20 protein-coding genes are annotated in these 19,442 nt (G+C 62.0%); 2 read left to right on the top strand and 18 right to left on the bottom strand.

What is annotated here, in order from left to right; translation table 11 throughout:
• Positions 1-45: 45 nt before the first annotated feature.
• Together NKI24_RS10685 and NKI24_RS10690 are read right to left on the bottom strand one after the other, a co-directional pair.
• Positions 46-1,959: a potassium transporter Kup gene (locus NKI24_RS10685; RefSeq protein WP_352745125.1), complete on the bottom strand. Its 1,914-nt coding sequence runs from the start codon at positions 1,957-1,959 to the stop codon at positions 46-48.
• A 96-nt stretch (positions 1,960-2,055) separates the two neighbouring features.
• Complete coding sequence (locus tag NKI24_RS10690) at positions 2,056-2,796, bottom strand: pyridoxine 5'-phosphate synthase (protein WP_352471639.1); 741 nt, start codon at positions 2,794-2,796, stop codon at positions 2,056-2,058.
• Positions 2,797-2,911: 115 nt separating this feature from the next.
• Here NKI24_RS10690 and NKI24_RS10695 point away from each other — a divergent pair, with 115 nt between their 5' ends.
• A complete protein-coding gene (locus tag NKI24_RS10695; RefSeq protein ID WP_352745129.1) occupies positions 2,912-3,316 on the top strand; it encodes a SpoIIAA family protein in 405 nt (134 codons plus the stop codon).
• 19 nt (positions 3,317-3,335) lie between these two features.
• Here NKI24_RS10695 and NKI24_RS10700 read toward each other — a convergent pair whose 3' ends face one another.
• The 8 genes from NKI24_RS10700 to NKI24_RS10735 form a co-directional block, all read right to left on the bottom strand.
• The gene (locus NKI24_RS10700) at positions 3,336-4,463 is read right to left on the bottom strand and encodes an ATP-dependent DNA helicase (protein ID WP_352745234.1); all 1,128 of its coding nucleotides are present in this window, start codon (positions 4,461-4,463) and stop codon (positions 3,336-3,338) included.
• A gap of 147 nt (positions 4,464-4,610) precedes the next feature.
• Positions 4,611-4,943, bottom strand: coding sequence for a nitrile hydratase accessory protein (locus NKI24_RS10705; RefSeq protein ID WP_156937343.1), 333 nt, complete (start codon positions 4,941-4,943; stop codon positions 4,611-4,613).
• A gap of 19 nt (positions 4,944-4,962) precedes the next feature.
• Positions 4,963-5,622, bottom strand: a complete 660-nt coding sequence (gene nthB / locus NKI24_RS10710; RefSeq protein WP_352680213.1) for a nitrile hydratase subunit beta — start codon at positions 5,620-5,622, stop codon at positions 4,963-4,965.
• Complete coding sequence (gene nthA / locus NKI24_RS10715) at positions 5,619-6,224, bottom strand: nitrile hydratase subunit alpha (protein WP_352745132.1); 606 nt, start codon at positions 6,222-6,224, stop codon at positions 5,619-5,621. Before nthA ends, nthB begins: the two co-directional genes overlap by 4 nt.
• A 56-nt stretch (positions 6,225-6,280) precedes the next feature.
• On the bottom strand, positions 6,281-9,439 hold the full coding sequence (locus NKI24_RS10720) for an efflux RND transporter permease subunit (RefSeq protein WP_352745135.1): 3,159 nt from the start codon (positions 9,437-9,439) through the stop codon (positions 6,281-6,283).
• The gene (locus tag NKI24_RS10725) at positions 9,436-10,683 is read right to left on the bottom strand and encodes an efflux RND transporter periplasmic adaptor subunit (RefSeq protein WP_352745138.1); all 1,248 of its coding nucleotides are present in this window, start codon (positions 10,681-10,683) and stop codon (positions 9,436-9,438) included. The genes NKI24_RS10720 and NKI24_RS10725 overlap by 4 nt, the downstream gene beginning before the upstream one ends.
• Positions 10,684-10,851: 168 nt before the next feature.
• Positions 10,852-11,448: a LysE family translocator gene (locus NKI24_RS10730; protein ID WP_352745140.1), complete on the bottom strand. Its 597-nt coding sequence runs from the start codon at positions 11,446-11,448 to the stop codon at positions 10,852-10,854.
• 131 nt (positions 11,449-11,579) lie between these two features.
• Complete coding sequence (locus NKI24_RS10735; protein ID WP_352705109.1) at positions 11,580-12,536, bottom strand: acyl-CoA desaturase; 957 nt, start codon at positions 12,534-12,536, stop codon at positions 11,580-11,582.
• 186 nt (positions 12,537-12,722) lie between these two features.
• Between NKI24_RS10735 and NKI24_RS10740 the strand changes: the two genes are divergently transcribed.
• Positions 12,723-13,127, top strand: coding sequence for a metalloregulator ArsR/SmtB family transcription factor (locus NKI24_RS10740; protein ID WP_352450059.1), 405 nt, complete (start codon positions 12,723-12,725; stop codon positions 13,125-13,127).
• On the opposite strand, the gene NKI24_RS10745 is transcribed toward NKI24_RS10740, so the two are convergent.
• From NKI24_RS10745 to NKI24_RS10780, 8 genes are all read right to left on the bottom strand, one after another.
• The gene (locus tag NKI24_RS10745) at positions 13,124-13,273 is read right to left on the bottom strand and encodes a hypothetical protein (protein WP_352745143.1); all 150 of its coding nucleotides are present in this window, start codon (positions 13,271-13,273) and stop codon (positions 13,124-13,126) included. The genes NKI24_RS10740 and NKI24_RS10745 overlap by 4 nt on opposite strands.
• Positions 13,274-13,365: 92 nt before the next feature.
• Positions 13,366-13,809 (bottom strand): hypothetical protein, encoded by a 444-nt coding sequence (locus NKI24_RS10750; RefSeq protein ID WP_352745145.1) that lies wholly within the window; start codon positions 13,807-13,809, stop codon positions 13,366-13,368.
• A gap of 2 nt (positions 13,810-13,811) precedes the next feature.
• Positions 13,812-14,384, bottom strand: a complete 573-nt coding sequence (ilvN, locus tag NKI24_RS10755) for an acetolactate synthase small subunit (protein WP_023676680.1) — start codon at positions 14,382-14,384, stop codon at positions 13,812-13,814.
• Between the two features lie 66 nt (positions 14,385-14,450).
• The gene (locus NKI24_RS10760) at positions 14,451-16,202 is read right to left on the bottom strand and encodes an acetolactate synthase 3 large subunit (RefSeq protein WP_352644617.1); all 1,752 of its coding nucleotides are present in this window, start codon (positions 16,200-16,202) and stop codon (positions 14,451-14,453) included.
• Between the two features lie 352 nt (positions 16,203-16,554).
• On the bottom strand, positions 16,555-17,718 hold the full coding sequence (locus tag NKI24_RS10765) for a PcfJ domain-containing protein (protein ID WP_352745147.1): 1,164 nt from the start codon (positions 17,716-17,718) through the stop codon (positions 16,555-16,557).
• Between the two features lie 219 nt (positions 17,719-17,937).
• Positions 17,938-18,465 carry a GNAT family N-acetyltransferase gene (locus NKI24_RS10770; protein ID WP_352745148.1) on the bottom strand — a complete coding sequence of 176 codons (528 nt, stop codon included), beginning with the start codon at positions 18,463-18,465 and terminating at the stop codon, positions 17,938-17,940.
• Between the two features lie 21 nt (positions 18,466-18,486).
• Complete coding sequence (locus NKI24_RS10775) at positions 18,487-18,798, bottom strand: hypothetical protein (RefSeq protein ID WP_352450064.1); 312 nt, start codon at positions 18,796-18,798, stop codon at positions 18,487-18,489.
• A 1-nt stretch (position 18,799) separates the two neighbouring features.
• The gene (locus NKI24_RS10780) at positions 18,800-19,366 is read right to left on the bottom strand and encodes a helix-turn-helix domain-containing protein (RefSeq protein ID WP_352450065.1); all 567 of its coding nucleotides are present in this window, start codon (positions 19,364-19,366) and stop codon (positions 18,800-18,802) included.
• Between the last annotated feature and the right edge of the window lie 76 nt (positions 19,367-19,442).

Genomic DNA, 19,442 nt, shown 5'->3' on the forward strand with positions numbered 1-19,442 from the left:
CAGTCTGATCGGCAGACCACCTGGAATGTCGCAACGGCCACGTTTTTAAATAGCCACCTGCGTCCCGATCTCGACCACCCGTCCGGTCGGGATCTGGAAATATTCCGTTGCATCGGCCGCCGAGCGCGCCAGCCCGATGAACAGCTTGTCCTGCCAGACCGGCATGCCGGAATTGGGCGAGGCCTTGAGAGAGCGCCGCGACAGGAAGAAGGAAGTCGTCATGATGTCGAACTTCCAGCCCTGTTTGCGGCAGATCGCCAGCGCACGCGGGATGTTGGGCTGCTCCATGTAGCCGAAGGTCAGCGTCACCCGCATGAACAGCTCGTTGACCATTTCCATCTTGACGCGCTCGCTGTCGGGCACAACCGGCTGCGGTGCCGTCACCACCGAAAGGATGACGTTCTGCTCGTGCAGCACCTTGTAGTGCTTGAGGCTGTGCATCAGCGCCGTCGGCGCGCTCAGCGGGTCGCTGGTCAGGAACACCGCGGTGCCCGACACCAGATGCGGCTTCTTCTTCAGCAGATTGCCGGCGAGGAAATCCAGCGGGATCTCGTTCCGGCGCGTCTTGTCGAACAAATAGCGGGTGCCGCGTATCCATGTGGACATGATCAGCCCCATGCCGCAAGCGACCGTGATCGACACCCACCCGCCTTCGAGGATCTTAACGACGTTTGCGAGGAAAAATCCGGTATCGATCGTGCCGAACAGCAGTGTGAGCGCGGCTGCCAGTGCAAGCTGCCATTTCCACCGGAACCGCATCACCACGAACAGCAGGATGGTTGTCATCAGCATTTCGCCAGTCACCGAAATGCCATATGCGGAAGCCAGCGAACTCGAGCTGCCAAAGCCGACCACCAGCAACATCACGCCCAGCGCGACCACCAGATTGACCCGCGGCATGTAGATCTGGCCGGACTGCATCTCGGAAGTATGCTGCACCTCGATACGTGGCAGCAGATTGAGCTGCACCGCCTGCCGCGTCAGCGAGAAAGCGCCGGAGATCACCGCCTGACTTGCGATCACCGTCGCTGCCGTGGCCAGCCCAACCATGGGCATTAGCGCCCAATCCGGCAGCATCTGGAAGAATGGATTGGTGGGTTTGCCGCCGTTGGCCAGAACGAACGCGCCTTGTCCGAAATAGTTGAGGAGCAGACAAGGGAACACCACGGAGAACCACGCCAGCACGATCGGCCTGCGGCCGAAATGGCCGAGATCGACATAAAGGGCTTCGGCCCCGGTGACCGCCAGGAACACCGCCCCGACCGTGACGAACGCACCGGTGGGCGTATTGGCCAGATAAGCGACCGCGTAATAGGGATTGATCGCCAGCAGGACCGACGGGTCGTCCAGCAGATGGTAGACCCCGGCGGCGCCGATCGCCAGGAACCACGCTGCCGTCACCGGTCCGAACACGGCCGCCACCCTGCCGGTGCCAAAGCGTTGCACGGCAAAAAGTATTGCCAGGATGATCAGCGTGATCGGAACAACATAAGTTTCCAGCGTCGGGGTCACCACTTCCAGGCCCTCGACCGCCGAAAGCACGGAGATGGCCGGCGTTATGATGGCGTCGCCGAAAAACAGCGCCGCGCCGCAAAGTCCGATCCCCAGAATGAACCGGGCTCCCTTTGGATAAGCGTTGCGCGCAAGCGCCATCAGCGACAGCGTGCCGCCCTCACCCTTGTTGTCGGCTCTGAGCACGAAAGCGACGTACTTTATCGTGACGATGATCGTCAGCGCCCAGACGATAAGCGACAGCACGCCAAGGACGTCGTTGCGCGCTACCGGTCCCGACGATGCGTGCAGCGCTTCCCGAAACGCGTAGATTGGGCTCGTGCCGATATCGCCGTAAACCACGCCCAACGCGCCCAGCATCAAAACTCTGGTGCTGTGCTGCTCGGCCTTGGAGTGGCTGGATTGTTCGATGGGTTCTGCCTCGCTACCAGCGTGGGCAAGGGCCATGGACGACACTCCCATAGACGTGCGGCGCTCTATGCTGCGGGATGGAAAGGACGCGCTGCCGTGCCGGGAACGCATGGCCTATCGGCTCGCCTTTCTCTACCAGCCACAAGCCTTCAGAAACCGCCTGACCGTTGCGGCCATGCCATACTCCAACGCATCGGCTGTCAACCCATGTCCGATCGACACTTCGGCCAATGCCGGGATGCGCCTGGCCAGCGCCGGCAAATTGCTCACCACAAGGTCGTGCCCGGCATTGACCTGGAGCCCTGCAGCCAGTGCGGCATCCGCCGTTTTTCCCAATTTCTCCAATTCCTTCGCCGCTTTTGCCGAATCGGAATGATAGCTGCCATATGGACCCGTATAGAGTTCGATCCGGTCGGCGCCGGTGTCGCGAGCGGCGTTCACGCCAGCGGGGTCCGGATCGGAAAACAGCGATACGCGAAAGCCTCCCTTCTTCAGGCGCTTGACGACCGGTGTCAGAAACGCAGCCTCGGCGGCGAAGTTCCAGCCATGGTCGGAAGTCGCCTGCGCCGGGTCGTCGGGCACCAGCGTCACCTGCTCCGGCTGGTGCTTTTCCACAAGCGCCAGGAACTCCTCGGTCGGATAGCCCTCGATGTTGAATTCCGCATTCGGGAACTCGTCGTCGATCAGCGCCCTGATCTCAGGCAGATCGGAATGCCTGGTGTGCCGCTCGTCGGGTCGCGGGTGCACCGTCAGCCCATGCGCGCCGGCAGCAAGCGCGATGCGTCCAAGCCCGGTCACGCTTGGCCACGGCAGGTCGCGTCGGTTGCGCAGCATGGCGATCGCATTAAGGTTGACGGAAAGCTTTGCAGGCATTTGCACGGCTCCAGGCTGATCTTGGCGCGCATCTATACCGCCTTTAACGGGAACAGACAGAGGGTTTCAGGTGTTCCAAGGTGTGCGAAGAAAATCGAGCCCAAGGAGTTCCCTGTTGAATTTTCTCGAGGCCGTGCCGGCGGTTCGCCGCATCGACACCGATCGCGAAGATCTTTTCGCCATCGATGTCGTCGGCCATGTCGCAGCGGCTGACGCCGAAAACCTGTTCGGATTGCTGGAGGCGGCCTATGCGCTGCATCCGAAAATCGACGTGCTGGTGCGCCTGATCGACCATGAGGGTGTCGACTGGGCCGACGTATCGGACGAGACGGTCGAACAGGGCATAGCTCATGCAGTGGAGCATATCGGCCGCTGCGCGGCGATCGGTGAGCCGAACTGGATACCGGAGGCAAGAGCCTTTTTGCCTGCCTCTTTGCCTATCGAACTCCGGCATTTCGAGGCCAAGGACGAAGCCGCCGCCTGGGAATGGCTTGACGCCAGACCGATCGCCCAGCGCTGATACGACGGACCTGACAGCCCTATCGGACGATCGTCAGCCGTTCGGCCGCGCGCGTGATCGCGGTGTAGAGCCAACGCTGGCGAGTTTCCTTGAATGCCCAGCTTTCGTCGAAAAGCACGATCTCGTTCCATTGCGACCCTTGCGCCTTGTGCACGGTCAGCGCGTAACCGTAATCGAAATCGTCGAAGCGCTTCTTCTGCTGCCAGGGAATGTCGGCGTCGGGATCCTCGAATGCGGCTTTGAGCAGCTTGATCTTGGCGACGCCGCGATCCGGGTCATCTTCCTCCGGTGAGACCAGCAGATTGATGCCGGGCTTGACCGTCTCGCGCGACGAGGTCATCACCTTCCACAGCGAGCCGTTGAGCAGTCCCTTGGCCGGATCGTTGCGCAGACAGACCAGCTTGTCGCCGGCTTGCGGATAATTGGCGTTGAACCCCTTCAGCTCGCGCAGCCGCTGGTTATAACGGCGGCGCGTGCGGTTGGTACCGACCAGCACCTGGTCCGCCTTCAGCACCAGTTCCTGGGTGACGTCTTCCTTGCCGATCACCTGCGCCGCGCCATAGTCGCCGCGCATGAACTCGCGGCCCTCGCGCACGTCAAGCGCAAGCCGGATGATCGGGTTGTCTCGCGCCTGGCGATGGATTTCGGTGAGCAGAATGTCCGGCTCATGGTCCGTGAAGAAGCCGCCGCCGGAAATTGGCGGCAACTGGCCGGGATCGCCGAGCACCAGGATCGGCGTGCCGAAGCTCATCAGGTCACGGCCGAGTTGCTCGTCGACCATTGAGCATTCGTCGATGACGACGAGCTTGGCGCGCGAGATCGGGCTCTGCCGGTTGAGCGAAAATGTCGGCGACATCGATGTCTTGCCGGTTACCTCGTCCGCTACCGATTCTTCGCCCTTCGGCCGGTAGATCAGCGAATGGATGGTGCGGGCATTGACCGCGCCCTTGGAACGCAGCACCTGCGCCGCCTTACCCGTAAACGCGGCGAACTGCACCTGGCCGTCGACATGCTCGGCGAAATAGCGCGCCAGCGTCGTCTTACCGGTGCCGGCATAGCCGAACAGCCGGAACAGCTGCGGCTTGCCGGCTTTCAGCCAGCCGGCCACCGCCTTCAGCGCTTCGTCCTGTTGAGGGGAGAATTCCATCAGCGCGACAGACCGGATTCGCGAGGGAAAGACAAGGTGACTGCCGTCACCATCAATTTTCATCGCCGGCAATCACGCCGCTGCGACAGGGTCAGGCTATCAGTGACGAACAGGAACGTAAAGAGAACAAGGCCAGGCGACCGCAGCTTACCCGGCCCGCTGTGGATCGTTCTCCAGCTGGATCGGCTTGCCATGCGGCGTTGCATGCGCGGCGCGTTCCCAGGCAGCGGCGAGCGCATCGACGTCGCGCTTTCCGGCAACGCCCTTGGCCAAAAGCAGCTTTTCCAGCGCTGCCAGCCAGTGCTCGTAGTAATCGTGACCGTCGCGCGCGGCGCCCGGCCGCTTCACCTCTGCCGACAAAGCATCCGCCCATTCGCTCCACGAAAACAGCCCGTTGTCGTGCAGTGCTACCGTCATGGCAAAGGCCTCTGCTTGCCACGGCTCGGCAAACACAGGCGCCTCGACACCGGCGGGCAGCATGGCGGCGACTGAGCCCGTCTCACGCCGGCTCAAGGTAGCTCTCCCAGGCATCGATCGACACGACGAGTGTCGGATCGGCGCCCTCGCCCCAGATTTCGCCGCCGGTGAAGGCCACCGTATAGACCCATTGCGGGTTTTCGCCCTGGCCGTGCGCATTGGTGTCGGGAAAGACAAAGCCGTCGCGCACAGCCTCGACGACACCTCGCTTGCCGCGTGCATAGCGCGGCAGTCTGGTGTGGCCGGTCGGATGAAAGTTCCTGGTTCGCACGGGGTCGCCCGCCTTGAACCGCGCAGGCACGGCGACAGGCCGGTCGCAGTGCCCGCCCTTGGCCAGCACCGCCGGAACGTCCTTAGCCTTCAGCACCCGTTTGGGTGTCGCTGCCGGGTCGACTGCGTCGCCCGTAGCCAGGTCGCGGTCGCTGACGAAACCATGGCGTTTGAGCAGCACCTCCAGCGCCTTGATCCATATCTGGTAGTAGCTGGAGGCATAATAATCCGCTGGATGCAGCGATTCTCGCGCGTGCCGACTCTCGTCGATGGTCCAGGCGCCCATGGCGCCGGCGCACAACGTCACGCCCAGCGCCCGCCTTTCCCAATCGGCATGGAAATAGGGTTCGTCCGGTTCGGGCGCGACCGGCCCGAAACCCATCTGGCCGCCGAGATCCTGCGGCCCGTTCATGCCGGCTCCCGCGCCAACGCGGTGCCGATCATGGCATCGCGCGTCACCAGATCGGCGAGCCGTGCCTCATCCCAGCCCTCCGTACCCCGGGGGCGCATCGGCACCACCAGATAGCGCAGCTCGGCGGTCGAATCCCACACCCGGATTGTCGTCCTCGCCGGCAAGGTCAGACCGAATTCCTCGAGCACGCCGCGCGGATCGATCACTGCGCGCGAACGGTAAGGCGGCGCCTTGTACCAGACCGGCGGCAGGCCGAGAACCGACCACGGATAGCAGGAGCATAGCGTGCAGACGACGAGGTTGTGCGTGTCGGCCGTATTGAACACCGCCTGCATGTGCTCGCCTTGCCGGCCGGTGTAGCCGAGCGATTCGATGGCCGCCGTCGCATCACGCTTCAGCCATGCGGCAAACCCGGGATCAACCCAGGCCTTCGCCACCACCTTTGCGCCGTTGCGCGGCCCGATCTTGGTCTCATAGGTGTCGACGATAACATCGATCGCCGCCGGATCGATCAGGCCTTTGCGGGTGAGAATCGTCTCCAGCGCGCGCACCCGCGCCGCAGAAGGATCAAGCTCGTTGTCGTGGTCGTGATTATGCGGCATGACGTCAAATTACGATCGCGGCCCCCGGGCCGCAAGCACCACGGCTTGGGCCAGCGCTATTCCGCTGCCGCCTTCTGCGGCACCGGTTCTTCCTCCTCGTCGAACAGTGACGGCTGGTCGACCGCTTCGACCGGGCTCGGCTCGCCCCGACGCCGTGCCCACAGCCTGACCAGCCAGCCGGAAAAATGCTCCATGTAGACGTAAATGACGGGCGTGACGAACAGCGTCAGTGCCTGCGAGGCGACAAGACCGCCGACCACCGCCACGCCGAGAGGCTGGCGCAATTCCGCGCTGGCGCCGGTGCCGAGCGCGATCGGGATGGTGCCCATCAGCGCCGCAAGCGTGGTCATCATGATCGGCCGGAAGCGCATCAGGCAGGCCTTGTGGATGGATTCGACAGGCGATATCCCCTCGCGCCTGAGTTCCAGCGCCACGTCGATCATCATGATGCCGTTCTTCTTGACGATGCCGATCAGCATCAGGATGCCGATCACCGCGATCACCGACAGATCCATCCCCGCCAGCCGCAGTGCCACCAGCGCGCCGAGCACCGCCGACGGAAGCCCGGTCAGGATGGTGAGCGGGTGGATGAAGCTCTCATAGAGCATGCCGAGAACGATATAGATGGTCAGAATCGCGCCGCCGATCAGCAGCCCCTGGTTGGAAAGCGAATCCTGGAACGTCTTCGCCGTGCCCGAGAAGGCGGTCGAGATCGTCGGCGGCATGCCGATCTTGTCCTTCAGCGCGTTGATGTGGCTCAAGCTGTCGCCGAGGGCCACGCCTTGCGGCAGATTGTAGGAGATGGTCACTGCCGGAAGCTGGCCGAGCTGGTTGACAGTCAAAGCACCGGCGGTCCGATCGACGCGGGCGAACGCACCGAGCGGCACCAGGCTGCCGCTCGCCGTTCTCACCTTGATGGCCAGCATCCGCTCGGGCGACCACTCGATCTTCGGATCGAGCTCCATGATCACGTCGTAGCTGTCGGCCGAACCGAAGATGGTCGACACCTGCTGGGTGCCGAAACCGCCGTAGAGACTGGAGCGCAGCGTGTCGGTATCGACGCCGAGGTTCGCCGCCTTGTCGCGGTCGATCACCAGCGTCGCCTGTAGCGCGTTGTTCTGCAGGTCATTGGTGACGTCGGTGAAGGCGGCATGATCGGCAGCCATCGCGTCCGTCAGCCTCTGCGCCCAGACGTTCGTCAGGCCGGTATCGAGGCCCTGAACGGCAAGCTGGTAGGCACTCGCCGAAGAACGCGCGCCGAGCCGCAGGTTCTGCACCGGCTGCATGTAGGTTTCGATGCCGGGCACATTGGCCAGCTGGCGCCGCAGGTCCGTAAGCACCTTGTCGATGTTGGGTCGGTGGTCCTTGTCTTTCAGCTGCACAAACAGTTGGCCCTGGTTGAGCGCATTGTTTCCACTGCCCGCCGACCAGCCGACATGCGCGACGTAGGGCGAATGGGTGAAGACATCCGCCACTTGCCCCTGCAGCTTCACCATCGCGTCAAACGAAATGTCCTGGCGCGCGATGGTCGTCACCGAGACCTGGCCGATATCCTCCTGCGGGAAGAAGCCCTTCGGCGAAATTTGGATCAGCCACACCGACAGCCCGGCGGTCACGAGGAAGACAAGGAAGACAAGGAAATTGTGGCGCAGGCAGAATGTCAGCAGCCTGTCATAGCCCCGCATGAAGACGTTTTGTCTAGGGTCCCCGCCATGCGCTGCTTTCTGCTCGGCTTTCGATAATGACAACAGCCGCGAGCACAGCATCGGCGTCAGCGTCAGCGAGACGAACATCGACGCCAGGATGGCGACCGTCACCACCACTGCGAATTCGTTGAAGATGCGCCCGATCACGCCGCCCATCAAAAGCACCGGAATGAACACAGCGACCAGCGAGATCGAGATCGAGATGATGGTGAAGCCGATTTCGCGCGCGCCCTTGAGCGACGCCTCGAGGGCAGAGAGCCCGTCCTCCTCCATGTGGCGGAAAATGTTTTCGAGCATGACGATTGCATCGTCGACGACAAGACCGACCGCCAGCGTCAGCCCCATCAATGAGACGTTGTCGATGGAAAAGCCGAACAGGTACATCACGCCCAGCGTGGCGATGAGCGAAATCGGTACCGCCACCGCCGGGATGATCGTCGCCGTTACCCGGCGCAGGAACAGGAAGATCACCATCACCACCAGCGCGATGGTGAGCAGGAGCGTGAACTGCACGTCATCGACCGCCTCGCGGATCGATGTCGAGCGGTCGTTTAGCAACTGGATGCTCGCCGCTGCCGGCATCTGATCGTCGAAGGAAGGCAGCATCGCCTTGACGCGGTCGACGACGTCGACGGTATTGGCATCCGGCTGGCGCTGCACGGCCATGATGATGGCGCGGGTGCCGTCATACCAGCTTGCCGTCGTCGTGGTCTCGACCGAATCGATGACGCGGGTCACCTCGCCGAGCCGCACCGGATGGCCGTTCTTGGTGGCGATGATGATGTTGGAGAATCCCGCCGCATCGGTCAGCTGCGTGTTCGCGGTGATCGTCAGCTGCTGTTTGTTGTTCTTGAGCACGCCGAGCGGCGTGTTGCTGTTGGCCGAGGCGATGGCCGTCTGCAGCTGGTCGATCGAGATGCCGCGTGCGGCGAGCGCCGTCGGATCGATCTGGACGCGGACGGCGTATTTCTGCTGACCGTAGATCGAAACCTGCGCAACGCCGTCGATCGTCGACAGCGACGGCGAAATCACATTCTCGGCAAACGCGTCGAGATCGGTCAGCGGAATTGTGTCGCTGACCAGCGACATCAGGAGGATCGGCGCGTCGGCTGGATTGACCTTGCGGTAGCTCGGCGGGCTGGTCATCTCCGGCGGCAATTGTCGTTGCGTGCGTGCGATCGCTGCCTGCACGTCGGCGGCGGCTGCATCGATGTCGCGGTTGAGCACGAACTGAATGGCGATCGAGGTCGAGCCGAGCGAGTTGGTCGTCGAGATCGAATCGATGCCTGCGATAGTGGCAAACTGCTTGATCAGAGGCGTTGCCACCGAGGTCGCCATGGTTTCCGGCGAAGCCCCGGGCAGCGAGGCCGAGACGTTGACAACCGGAAATTCGGCGCTTGGCAGCGCCGCGACCGGCAGAAATTTGTAAGCAAATAGCCCGCCCAGAACCAGGGCGAACGACATGAGCAGCGTGGCGACGGGCCTACGGATGCAGAATTCGGAAATCATGGCTGTGTTCCGGCCGTCCGGTCAGCCTCGGCAACCTTCGGAGCCGCCTGATCGCCGGTGCCGGTCGAAGCCTTGCCTTCGCGCACCGCCGCGCCGTTCTTCAGTTTGGTCTGACCCTCGACGACGACACGCTCGCCGCTTTTCAATCCTTGGCTAATTGCGGTGTTGGTGCCTTCTGTCAGCGCGACCTGCGCGGGCCGCATTTCAACGGTGTTGTCCGGCTTGATCACATAGACGAACGGGCCCTTCTGGCTGGGCTGGACGGCGACCGTCGGAACGGACGTCATTTGTGGCATGATGCCGGCATCGAGCACGACGTTGACGTATTGGCCCGGCCATAGCGAAAGATCGGCGTTGGGCACACTGGCCCGCGTTGCGATCGTGCCGGACGCCGTGTCTACGCTGGAATCGACGAAATCCAGCGTTCCCTTGCCGATCGGCTTCGGGTCGCCGTCCTTGGTCAGCGTCACCGCACCTTGCTGCGGCGCTGCCAGCGCCTTGTGCAGCAAGGCAAGATCGCTTTCGGGGAGATTGAAGTTCACCTGCAGCGGGTCGACCTGCGTGATCGTCACCAGTGGAGTCGACGTGCTGCTGCCGTTGCTGGTGGTGACGAGATCGCCGACGGCGACGCTGACTGCGCCAAGCCTGCCGGAGATCGGCGCCCTGATCGTGGCGAAGCCAAGCTGGATTTGGTCCGCATCGATCGTTGCCTTGTCGGCGTCGACGGTGGCCGCAGCGGATTTCTGCGCCGCGACGGCCTGATCGTAGGTCTGCTGTGTTCCGGCCTGCCTGGCGACGAGATTTTTGGCGCGCTGAAGATCGGCCGTGGCGCTGGCAAGCAGCGCCTGGTCTTTCGCGAGCGTCGCCTGATCGCGTGCCAGTTGTGCCTTCAACGAGCGATCGTCCAGCGAGAACAGAAGGTCGCCGGCCTTCACCATCTGTCCGTCCTTGACCGCGATTGCGACGATCTGACTCGATATCCGCGCGTTGATGCTGACCACGGCAGGAGAGGACACAAAGCCGATGGCATAGCGCCGGACCGGGAAATCGGCCGTCGTAGCGGTGGCGGCAACCACCGAAGTCGTACGCGCGGCATTTGCCGCTGCAGCGGGCTTGTCCGCCGTCGCCGTCTGATTCGCCGACAGCATCTGCTGAAGACCGCTCATTGCGCTGGGCGAAAGATAGAGCCACGCCGCGGCAACGCAGGCTGCAGCGATCACCGCTAATACGATCTTTCCGCGCATCGACAAAAGACCTCTCGATCCGACACGCCGCTATCCGGTGGCCGTAGTCTAGCTCAACTCGCAGCCTCTTGCCGCGCTTTTGCCAGATAATAGAGGATGCCGAAGGCGAAAAAGGGCCAAAACCCGTCATTACGAAGATTTAATGTGCAGTGCACAATAGAACGGCAGCTAACGCAGCATCGGCCACAGCGTCGCCGCAAGCATCGCACCCATGGCGATGTTGAACCATTTGAGCCGCACCGCATCCGCCAGAAAGCCGCGCAGCGCCATGCCGAAACCGGCCCAGGTCGAAATGCTCGGCAGCATGACGACGGCGAAAGCGGCTGCGATCAGCACCACCGACACAAACGGGCGTTCCGGGTTCGTATAGACGGCCATGGCTGTAATCGCCATCACCCAGGCTTTGGGATTGACCCACTGGAAAGCCGCAGCCTCGATGAAGCGCATCGGCTGGCCCTTCGCCTCGCCTTCGCCGCCGAGCGAGCGCGACATGGCGATCTTCCAGGCGAGATAAAGCAGGTAGAGGCCGCCAGCGATCTTCAACCCGGTATGCAGCACCGGAAAGGCCGTCAACACGGCGCCAAGCCCGAAGCCTACGGCAAGCAACAGCACGAGGAAGCCGATGCCGATGCCGAGCATGTGTGGCACGGTTTTGACCAAGCCGAAATTCACGCCCGAGGCCAAAAGCATGAAATTGTTCGGACCCGGCGTGATCGAGGTCACGAAGGCATAGACCAGCAGAGCAAGGAATGCATCGAAGGTCATGGAGGATCGCAAAGATCAACAATACTGAAATACTGACTTAAATCGATGAGGTGCTGAGTGCAAATGCAATTCGTTGGTCCACGCGCCCCAAGCGTTCATTCATATCTTAGGCCAATATCCGCTGAGAACATCTATCTGCGGTAGGGCTGCACCGACCATAGATCTGAATCCGGGGCAGTTTCGCGCTGACGGCGCACGCGTCGCAGCCCTTTGCGTCTCGGCGTATTCTCCGGAATCTTGACGCTGTGCGCCAGACCCAGGATCGCCAGAACCTGAATGAATAGCCAGCCGAGATCGATCTGTCCGTGTTCCAGACCAAGCCGTGCAGACTCGGGAAACGCGTGATGGTTGCCGTGGAAACTCTCGCCGAACGTTACCAGCCCGAAACGCGGCAAATTGTATCCTTGCACGGCAACGTCGTCGACGCGCCATCCTTGCTCCCCATCCCGGTGCGCAAAATGCCCAACCAACCAATGCCCGGTAAGCGACACTGAAACGCGCACCGCGATTCCCCATACCACCCAATCCCAGCCGCCAAGTGCGAAAAAGAGGATCGCCCAGGGCAGTTGTTGCAGCATCCAGGTGCGTTCGACGAACTTGTAGAACCGGTCATTCCTGATCGAGGGTTCGATGACGAAGGTGGGTGGATTGCGCAAAGCGACCGCGCAATGCATCTGCCAGAAGGCATCGGTGAAAAATGGCCGACGATGGGCATGGAGATCGTGACATGCGGTCTGGCGCTGAGCCCAGTCACGAATATCGTGAGCATAGATCATCCCAAAAGGACCGGCCATGCCGACGAGCACGCCAAGGTAGACCAGCGCATGCTCGACCCAGATATGAACCTTGAACGACCGGTGGATGAGCAGACGGTGCATCCCCACCGAGTGTCCGGCGCAGATTGTCGCCGCCGTTGTCGCAACGAATAAGGCGAAGGCACTCCAGCTAAATGTCATCGGTCCCAACACAATGGCGGCTATCGTCATCGCCCCGACCCAGATCGACTTTGCCGGCACCCACACGACTTTGCCGTCTTCGGCGTCACTGTCCTGTTGGGAAATCATTCTGCCCGTGGATATGGTTTTCATCGGTACCCCTCCTCCTGCATGAACATTTCCGGACCACAGGCTTGCCTTCTGGCGCGTCTTCCGTTACTTAGGCAGTAAGCTAATCGTCTACTACTACGAATTAGGTATTTAGGCAATAGTCTAAATTAAAATGAGAAAAGCGGACCGAGGCGCAGCCAACGCCTCGGCATCACAAGGTGGCAGACAGTGATCGAAGATGCAGAGCACGCAGCGGATGCCGAAACGGCTGCTCACGCAAATGGCGCGATACAGCGCGTGTTTGAAGCGCTATCTTCAGCGCCCCGGCGCAAGATCCTCGCCTATCTTGCGCACTCTTCCCTAACGGCGGGCGAGATCGCGGCGCGCTTCGAGATGTCGAAACCGTCGATCTCGCAGCATTTGAGCATTCTCGAGACGGCCGGGCTCATCGCCAAGGAGCGGCACGGACAGTTCATCCACTACTCTCTGGTCCAGAACAATCTTGTGAACACGCTGAATGGATTTGTTCAGGATGTCTGCCCGGTATCGCGCCCTATCAAGAGAGAAAGCAAAGTACTTGGTCGAGGCGAGGCAGCGCAAAGATCGCACTTGCGCAAATCTGAAAAGCCCTAGCGGCTTTGCATCGTTTTCATGAGCGCCTTGGCGTATCGGCAGGCGTCAAATTCCATAGCGATCTCGCAAGACTTTTTGTAAGCGGCCATCGCCTCGGCTTCGTCCACAGAGACGCCTTCACCATGCTGAAGGGCGCTGCCATACATGGTGCAACCCCAGGCATCGCCCTCATTGCAGCTCAGCTTGAATGTGCGATAAGGGCAAGATTCATTGGCACTACCGGCGGCAAGCAGTTTGTTTAGCCCAAGCCGACCAAGAGAATTCCCGCGCCGCGATTTGTGCAGCCGCCGATACTGCCAATAGCGCAGGCCTGGGCGAACATCTCCTCGGTCCATTGCTTGTCTTCTGGCGAGTGCTCCTGGATGACCCTGGCCGTCTCGAAACAGGCTTCGCCCCTGCGTCCGTCGAAACACCGCTTGGCACAGGCCAAGACGTCTTTCTCACAACCTTGGTAATCTATTCCCGGCGTGGAAAAGAGCGCGTCATCGACGCCCGACGCCCTGCGCCAAATATCGGCCGGGCATTGTTGGAAATAATAGCTCGGTGTGCCCCTGCGGTCGATTTCTTCAAACAATTTCGGCAGCACTGACTTGTCGAATACCGGCTCCTGGCTGGCCGCCGCCGTCGTGACCGCAAGAACGATTGCGCCGGCGCCTGCTAGAATTGCCGCCGCGAGCATCATGATCACATCCCTTGTGGGCCGCGGTTCATCGCCGCCACTCCGGTACGGCAGATTTCAACTAGCCCGAGCGGTTTCATGATGGCGATGAACTGATCGAGCTTGGAGCCCTTGCCGGTGATCTCGAAGATGAAATGCTCGGTGTTGGCATCGATGACGCTGGCGCGGAATGCATCGGCGAGCCGGAGCGCCTCGACGCGGGCTTCGCCGGTGCCGGCGACCTTGACCAGCGCGAGTTCCCGCTCCAGTGGCCGCTCTTGTCCGAATTCCTGCGACCGCACGGTGAGATCGACGACGCGGTGCACCGGCACGATGCGCTCGAGCTGGTGCTTGATCTGCTCCAGCACGTGCGGCGTGCCGCGCGTCACGATGGTGATGCGCGACAGGTGCTTTTCGTGCTCGGTTTCCGAGACCGTCAGGCTCTCGATGTTGTAGCCACGTCCGGAAAACAGGCCGATGACCCGCGCAAGCACGCCCGGCTCGTTGTCGACCAGGACCGAAAGCGTGTGGTTCTCTGGTTTTTCCGTCTCCTTGGCGATGAAATAGGCGGAGCCGGTCGGTTGCAACTGTGCGTTCATGACATAAATCTCGATTTCAAACTTTTGCGCTAATCTGCTGTTTCCGCACAGCTTCCTCCAACCAGACTACACCAGTTCCCTGCCCTTGGCGTCGATCGCGTTGGCCACAGCTTCGTCCGTCGCCTCGTCCGGCAACAGCATCTCGTTATGCGCCTTGCCGGACGGGATCATCGGGAAGCAGTTGGCGAGCGTCGCCACGCGGCAGTCGAACAGGACGGGCTTCTTGACCGCTATCATCTCCTTGATGGCGTCGTCGAGCTCGTCCGGCTTGTCGCAGCGAATGCCGTGGCCGCCATAGGCTTCGGCGAGCTTGACGAAATCCGGCATCGCCTCGGTATAGGAGTGCGACAGCCGGTTGCCGTGCAGCAGCTGCTGCCACTGCCGCACCATGCCCATATATTGGTTGTTGAGGATGAAGATCTTGATCGGCGCCTCGTGCTGCACCGCGGCGCTCATCTCCTGCATCGTCATCTGCACCGAGGCGTCGCCGGCGATATCGATGACCAGCGCATCCGGGTGCGCGATCTGCACGCCGAGCGCGGCCGGCAGGCCGTAGCCCATCGTGCCCAGTCCGCCGGAGGTCATCCAGCGGTTCGGCTTCTCGAAATGATAGTGCTGTGCCGCCCACATCTGATGCTGGCCGACCTCGGTGGTGATGTAGGTGTCGAGGTCCTTGGTCAGCGCATAGAGCCGCTGGACGGCATATTGCGGCATGATCACCTCGTGGTTCATCTTGTAGGCGAGCGAATCGCGCGCGCGCCATTTGGCAATCTGCTCCCACCACGGGTGAAGCGCTTTCTTGTCGGCCTTGGCGGTTGCCCGCCACAGCCGCACCAGATCCTCCAGCACACGCCCGACATCGCCGATGATCGGCACGTCGGTGTGGACGTTCTTGTTGATCGACGACGGGTCGATGTCGATGTGGATCTTCTTCGAATTCGGCGAAAACGCCGTCAGCCGCCCGGTGATGCGGTCGTCGAAGCGCGCGCCGATGCAGAGCATGACGTCGCAATCGTGCATCGCCATGTTCGCTTCATACGTGCCGTGCATGCCGAGCATGCCCATCCAGTTCTTGCCCGACGCCGGATAGGCGCCGAGGCCCATCAGCGTCGAGGTGATGGGAAAGCCGGTGAGGTCGACCAGCTCGCGCAGCAAATGGCTCGCCTCCGGGCCGGAATTGATGACGCCGCCGCCCGAATAGATGATCGGCTTCCTGGCGCCGGCCATCAGCTCGACTGCCGCCTTGATCTTTTCCAGATCGCCCTGGACCTTCGGTTGGTAGCTGGTGCGCGGCGCCGTCTGCGGCGGGACATAGATACCCTTGGCGAACTGCACGTCCTTCGGAATGTCGACGACGACCGGACCGGGGCGCCCTGTGGTTGCCACATGGAAGGCCTCGTGGATCGTTGCCGCGAGCTCGTTGACGTCCTTCACCAGCCAGTTGTGCTTGGTGCAGGGCCGCGTGATGCCGACCGTGTCGCACTCCTGGAACGCATCCGAGCCGATCAGCGAAGTAGGCACCTGGCCGGTCAGGCAGACCAGCGGGATCGAATCCATCAGCGCGTCCTGCAATGGCGTCACCGCATTGGTGGCGCCCGGCCCTGAGGTCACCAGCATGACGCCGGCCTTGCCGGTCGAGCGCGCATAGCCTTCCGCCGCATGGCCCGCGCCCTGCTCATGGCGGACGAGGATGTGCTCGACCTCGTCCTGCTGGAAGATTTCATCGTAGATTGGCAGAACCGCGCCGCCCGGATAGCCGAAAACATGCTTGACGCCGTTGTCCTTCAGCGCCTGCACCACCATTTCGGCGCCCGTCATTTCGCTCCTTGGCATTTCAGTTCTTGGCATTTCGCGCCGCTCATTCTGTCCACTGCTCATCGGTCTGGTCCCGTACTGTTCGCCATCTGGCGATTGCTGGTCGTTTAGTCGTATTTCGGGCAATAAAAAAGGCCCCCGAGGGAGCCTGTGTCTTGCGCATGGGAGGTCATCGCCCGGCGGTTACACCGCCTTGCCCACGCGCTTTCCTACGAGAATGAGTGCCTTTTTCATGGTGGCGAACAATAGAATTGGTTTGACGCCGCTGTCAACGGCGAATGTGCACTTGGCCTGACGTCGGCACATCCGCCCATTATGCACCCGCGCCGCCTTTCCGCCGCGCGGGTCTTCCGTTTCAGGCGCAGAGCACCACACCCCTCGCCTTGGCCCAGCGCTCGATTATCTTGCGCTCCTCGAGCGAGGCGAGACGATTGCCGAAACCGCGCACCTGCACCGCACGGTTTTGCCGGTCGAGTTCGATCGTCAGCAACCGCTCGATCTTGCCCAGCGCCGAGCGCCGCAGCACCCAGATCGAGGCATTGCCGGCGATGCATTTGGCCGCGTATATCGAGACGCAATGATGCATCGCCCGGCTCTCGGCGACCAGATCCTCAGCTGTCTTCAACTGACGGATGAAGAAACGCTCGCCATGCGCCTTTGCCTCCTTGGTCGACGGCTGCCAGTCCCAGTCGTCCAGGCACGAGCCGTCCCAGGCGCGACCCTGCGACTGCGTCCCGGCAGTACGCGTGGCGGCTCGCCCGGCAGCGCGGCGGCGCATTGCCTCGATGCGTTCGATCGCGGCAATGTCTCGATGCCATTCCAGCATCTGCCGACGCAGCGAGGCGAGCGTGCGACCCTTCAGGCTGTACGCCGCATCGCGCTGGTGCACGGCGCCGATATAGTCGCATAGATCGTCGATCTCCTCCTTCGACGCGGGTTGCCCGCAGAAGAACCGTGTCACCTCGCGCCAGAAGCCCAGATCGTTACGTGGCGTGCGCGCAATTTTCGACTTGGCAAGTCGGGCCGCCAACCCGGAATCATCCGTGTAGGACCGGGCGATCGCCACCCAAAACGCCTCGTCGAACGTGAAATCGCCGGGCAAGTTCAAGAAGCAATGCACCTCCTTGCGAGACAGCCACGCACAGGCGCCCGCCTTGTAGAGCGAGTCACCACGCGCCACTGCGATATACCAAGCCTTGCGAAGCGCAATCTCGCCGGCATGCAACCCCGAGCTGTCCAGCCAGATCCCCTCGAGCGCGGCTGTAACCGGGTAGCGCGCATAGAGATGACGCGCCGCGGCCAGCCGCAGCCGCGCGGGGTCGCGCGTCTTCAGCTTTGGACGCCACAGCGCGCCGTCGCGGATCGCCATGCCGGCAAAGCCCCGACGTGCCTCGTCGAGCGCCCGCTCGAAATCCGGAGCGGGACGCGGGACGGGAAAAACCCGCCGCAGCGTTACGGCATATGCTTCAATGCGTTCGCGCTCGGCATCCTGCCTGCGCTGGATCATGGACTTTGCCATGGGCGTTCTTCCTGATTGGAACCCTGTCAGCCGCACGCAATTCCAGCGTCGGCACGGAATGTGTCGATCTGGATCGCCGGGTCATTGACAGGTCTCCTTTCAGGACGACGGATCAGAATGGGCGGCTTCTCTAAGCTCGCCGCCAATTTGACGCAAGAGCTATTCTTTCCATGCCCGCGATGGTCTGACGGGTGTTGCAAAGGTGCATCGTTGTCGCCATCACCGTGTCCGGCCGACGCATTTCCAGTAGATGAGGGTGCCTGTGAGCCCGCCATGCGGCTTCAGCGCATAATCCGGTATTTCGCCGACCAGCGTGAAGCCGAGCTTTTCATAGAGGCCGGAAGCCCCCTCCTCTTTTGCCGTGTCGAGGACCAACAGCGTGCGGCCTTTCTCCACGGCAACGGCTTCCGCCGCCTCCATCAGGCGGGTTGCGATGCCCTTGCCGCGATAATCGAGGCGGGTCATCAGCTTGGCGATCTCGGCCCGGTGCGGCTGGTTGGGAGGGCAGTCGAGCAGCAAGGTGACGGTGCCGACCAGAGCCTCACCGTTCCAGGCCCCAAGCACGGCCCTTTCGCCTCTGGCGGCCGCCTGAAGCGACCTGTTCCAGAAGGCCGCGGCCATCTCCGGCGCCAGCGGATGCATGAAGCTGACCGAGCCGCCGGCAGCGACTGTCCCGATCAGCAGATCCGCCAGCATTTTTTGCGTTCCGTCAGTCCTGGTGAGTGGCCTGATTTCGATCGAACTCATGTGGTTCCCCTGCGCCGTCCGTCAATCGAAATGACTGATCCGCTTCCGCTTCCTGGCCCGCCGGATTTCCGCGATGCGATCGGCGTCTTCCTCTTGCAGATGTCGCCCGCGTTCCAGCAGTTCGAGCGTGTATTCCTCATAGGTCAGGCCCAGCCGCTCGGCCTTGTCCAGCCGCATCAGCATGATCTCGCGGCTCGACACTTTCCATGCCTGGGCATGGGCGGTCCGCCAGGCAAGAAACACATAGGGCTCACCCTTGCCCCAGGGCGGACCGTCATAGTCGTCGAGCGGCGGACCCCCATTGTCGGAGCGTTTTGGACGGCGCGCCTTCACCTCAGCTCCTGGCCAACGCAACCAGATAGTCGGCGGCGTCCGGCCCCGGAGCGTGAAAGACGCAATCGGATGGCGCGCCGAGCGCCAGGCAGTCGCCCGGTTCGAGCCGGTGAACGATGTCCCCCTCGGTGAATTCCAGCCCCCCGGAGATCAGCCATATCTGTTGCCTGATGAAGGCATAGGACGCCGCCGGGAAACTTACCTTGGCGCCGGCCGGCAACTGGATCCGGATCAGTTCGAGGGGTATGTCGGAGACCGGCGAAAGATGCCGACGCACATAACCCGTAGCCGGATCGCGCCAGAGCGGCTGGTCACGTTCGCGAAGCAGGCCACCGCCCTGCAATTCCGCCCTTGCGATCAATGTGGACAGCGTCATGCCGAAGGCGGCCGCAATGCGCACAAGGAGCGCCGCCGTCGGGCTGGTCATGCCGCGTTCTACCGTGCTCAGCATGGCTTTCGAAACATCGGACCGCTCCGCCAGCGCTGCCAGGGACCACCCTCGAGCCACTCTTTCGGCATGTATTCTTCTGCCGATGGTCGAGGAGATGTCGTTCGCTATATCATCCATTAATCCAATATATCGAAATTTTTCTACGGAGCAACGGCCGTTTCATCCAGTTTTCGCAAACTCCTTAATGTCCGCT

The organism is Mesorhizobium sp. M0701 (assembly GCF_040320365.1).
In the GTDB taxonomy this organism is placed as follows: Bacteria; Pseudomonadota; Alphaproteobacteria; order Rhizobiales; family Rhizobiaceae; genus Mesorhizobium.

Excerpts from the sequence above, each read along its gene's own strand:
- NKI24_RS10700 (WP_352745234.1), bottom strand. The coding sequence starts at position 4,463 with ATGGAATTCTCCCCTCAACAGGACGAAGCGCTGAAGGCGGTGGCCGGC.
- nthA (WP_352745132.1), bottom strand. The coding sequence starts at position 6,224 with ATGCCGCATAATCACGACCACGACAACGAGCTTGATCCTTCTGCGGCG.
- NKI24_RS10720 (WP_352745135.1), bottom strand. The coding sequence starts at position 9,439 with ATGATTTCCGAATTCTGCATCCGTAGGCCCGTCGCCACGCTGCTCATG.
- NKI24_RS10765 (WP_352745147.1), bottom strand. The coding sequence starts at position 17,718 with ATGGCAAAGTCCATGATCCAGCGCAGGCAGGATGCCGAGCGCGAACGC.
- NKI24_RS10770 (WP_352745148.1), bottom strand. The coding sequence starts at position 18,465 with ATGAGTTCGATCGAAATCAGGCCACTCACCAGGACTGACGGAACGCAA.
- ilvN (WP_023676680.1), bottom strand. The coding sequence starts at position 14,384 with ATGAACGCACAGTTGCAACCGACCGGCTCCGCCTATTTCATCGCCAAG.
- NKI24_RS10745 (WP_352745143.1), bottom strand. The coding sequence starts at position 13,273 with ATGTATGGCAGCGCCCTTCAGCATGGTGAAGGCGTCTCTGTGGACGAA.
- NKI24_RS10760 (WP_352644617.1), bottom strand. The coding sequence starts at position 16,202 with ATGACGGGCGCCGAAATGGTGGTGCAGGCGCTGAAGGACAACGGCGTC.
- NKI24_RS10735 (WP_352705109.1), bottom strand. The coding sequence starts at position 12,536 with ATGAAAACCATATCCACGGGCAGAATGATTTCCCAACAGGACAGTGAC.
- NKI24_RS10725 (WP_352745138.1), bottom strand. The coding sequence starts at position 10,683 with ATGCGCGGAAAGATCGTATTAGCGGTGATCGCTGCAGCCTGCGTTGCC.
- nthB (WP_352680213.1), bottom strand. The coding sequence starts at position 5,622 with ATGAACGGGCCGCAGGATCTCGGCGGCCAGATGGGTTTCGGGCCGGTC.
- NKI24_RS10730 (WP_352745140.1), bottom strand. The coding sequence starts at position 11,448 with ATGACCTTCGATGCATTCCTTGCTCTGCTGGTCTATGCCTTCGTGACC.
- NKI24_RS10780 (WP_352450065.1), bottom strand. The coding sequence starts at position 19,366 with ATGGATGATATAGCGAACGACATCTCCTCGACCATCGGCAGAAGAATA.
- NKI24_RS10750 (WP_352745145.1), bottom strand. The coding sequence starts at position 13,809 with ATGATGCTCGCGGCGGCAATTCTAGCAGGCGCCGGCGCAATCGTTCTT.
- NKI24_RS10685 (WP_352745125.1), bottom strand. The coding sequence starts at position 1,959 with ATGGCCCTTGCCCACGCTGGTAGCGAGGCAGAACCCATCGAACAATCC.
- NKI24_RS10705 (WP_156937343.1), bottom strand. The coding sequence starts at position 4,943 with ATGCTGCCCGCCGGTGTCGAGGCGCCTGTGTTTGCCGAGCCGTGGCAA.
- NKI24_RS10690 (WP_352471639.1), bottom strand. The coding sequence starts at position 2,796 with ATGCCTGCAAAGCTTTCCGTCAACCTTAATGCGATCGCCATGCTGCGC.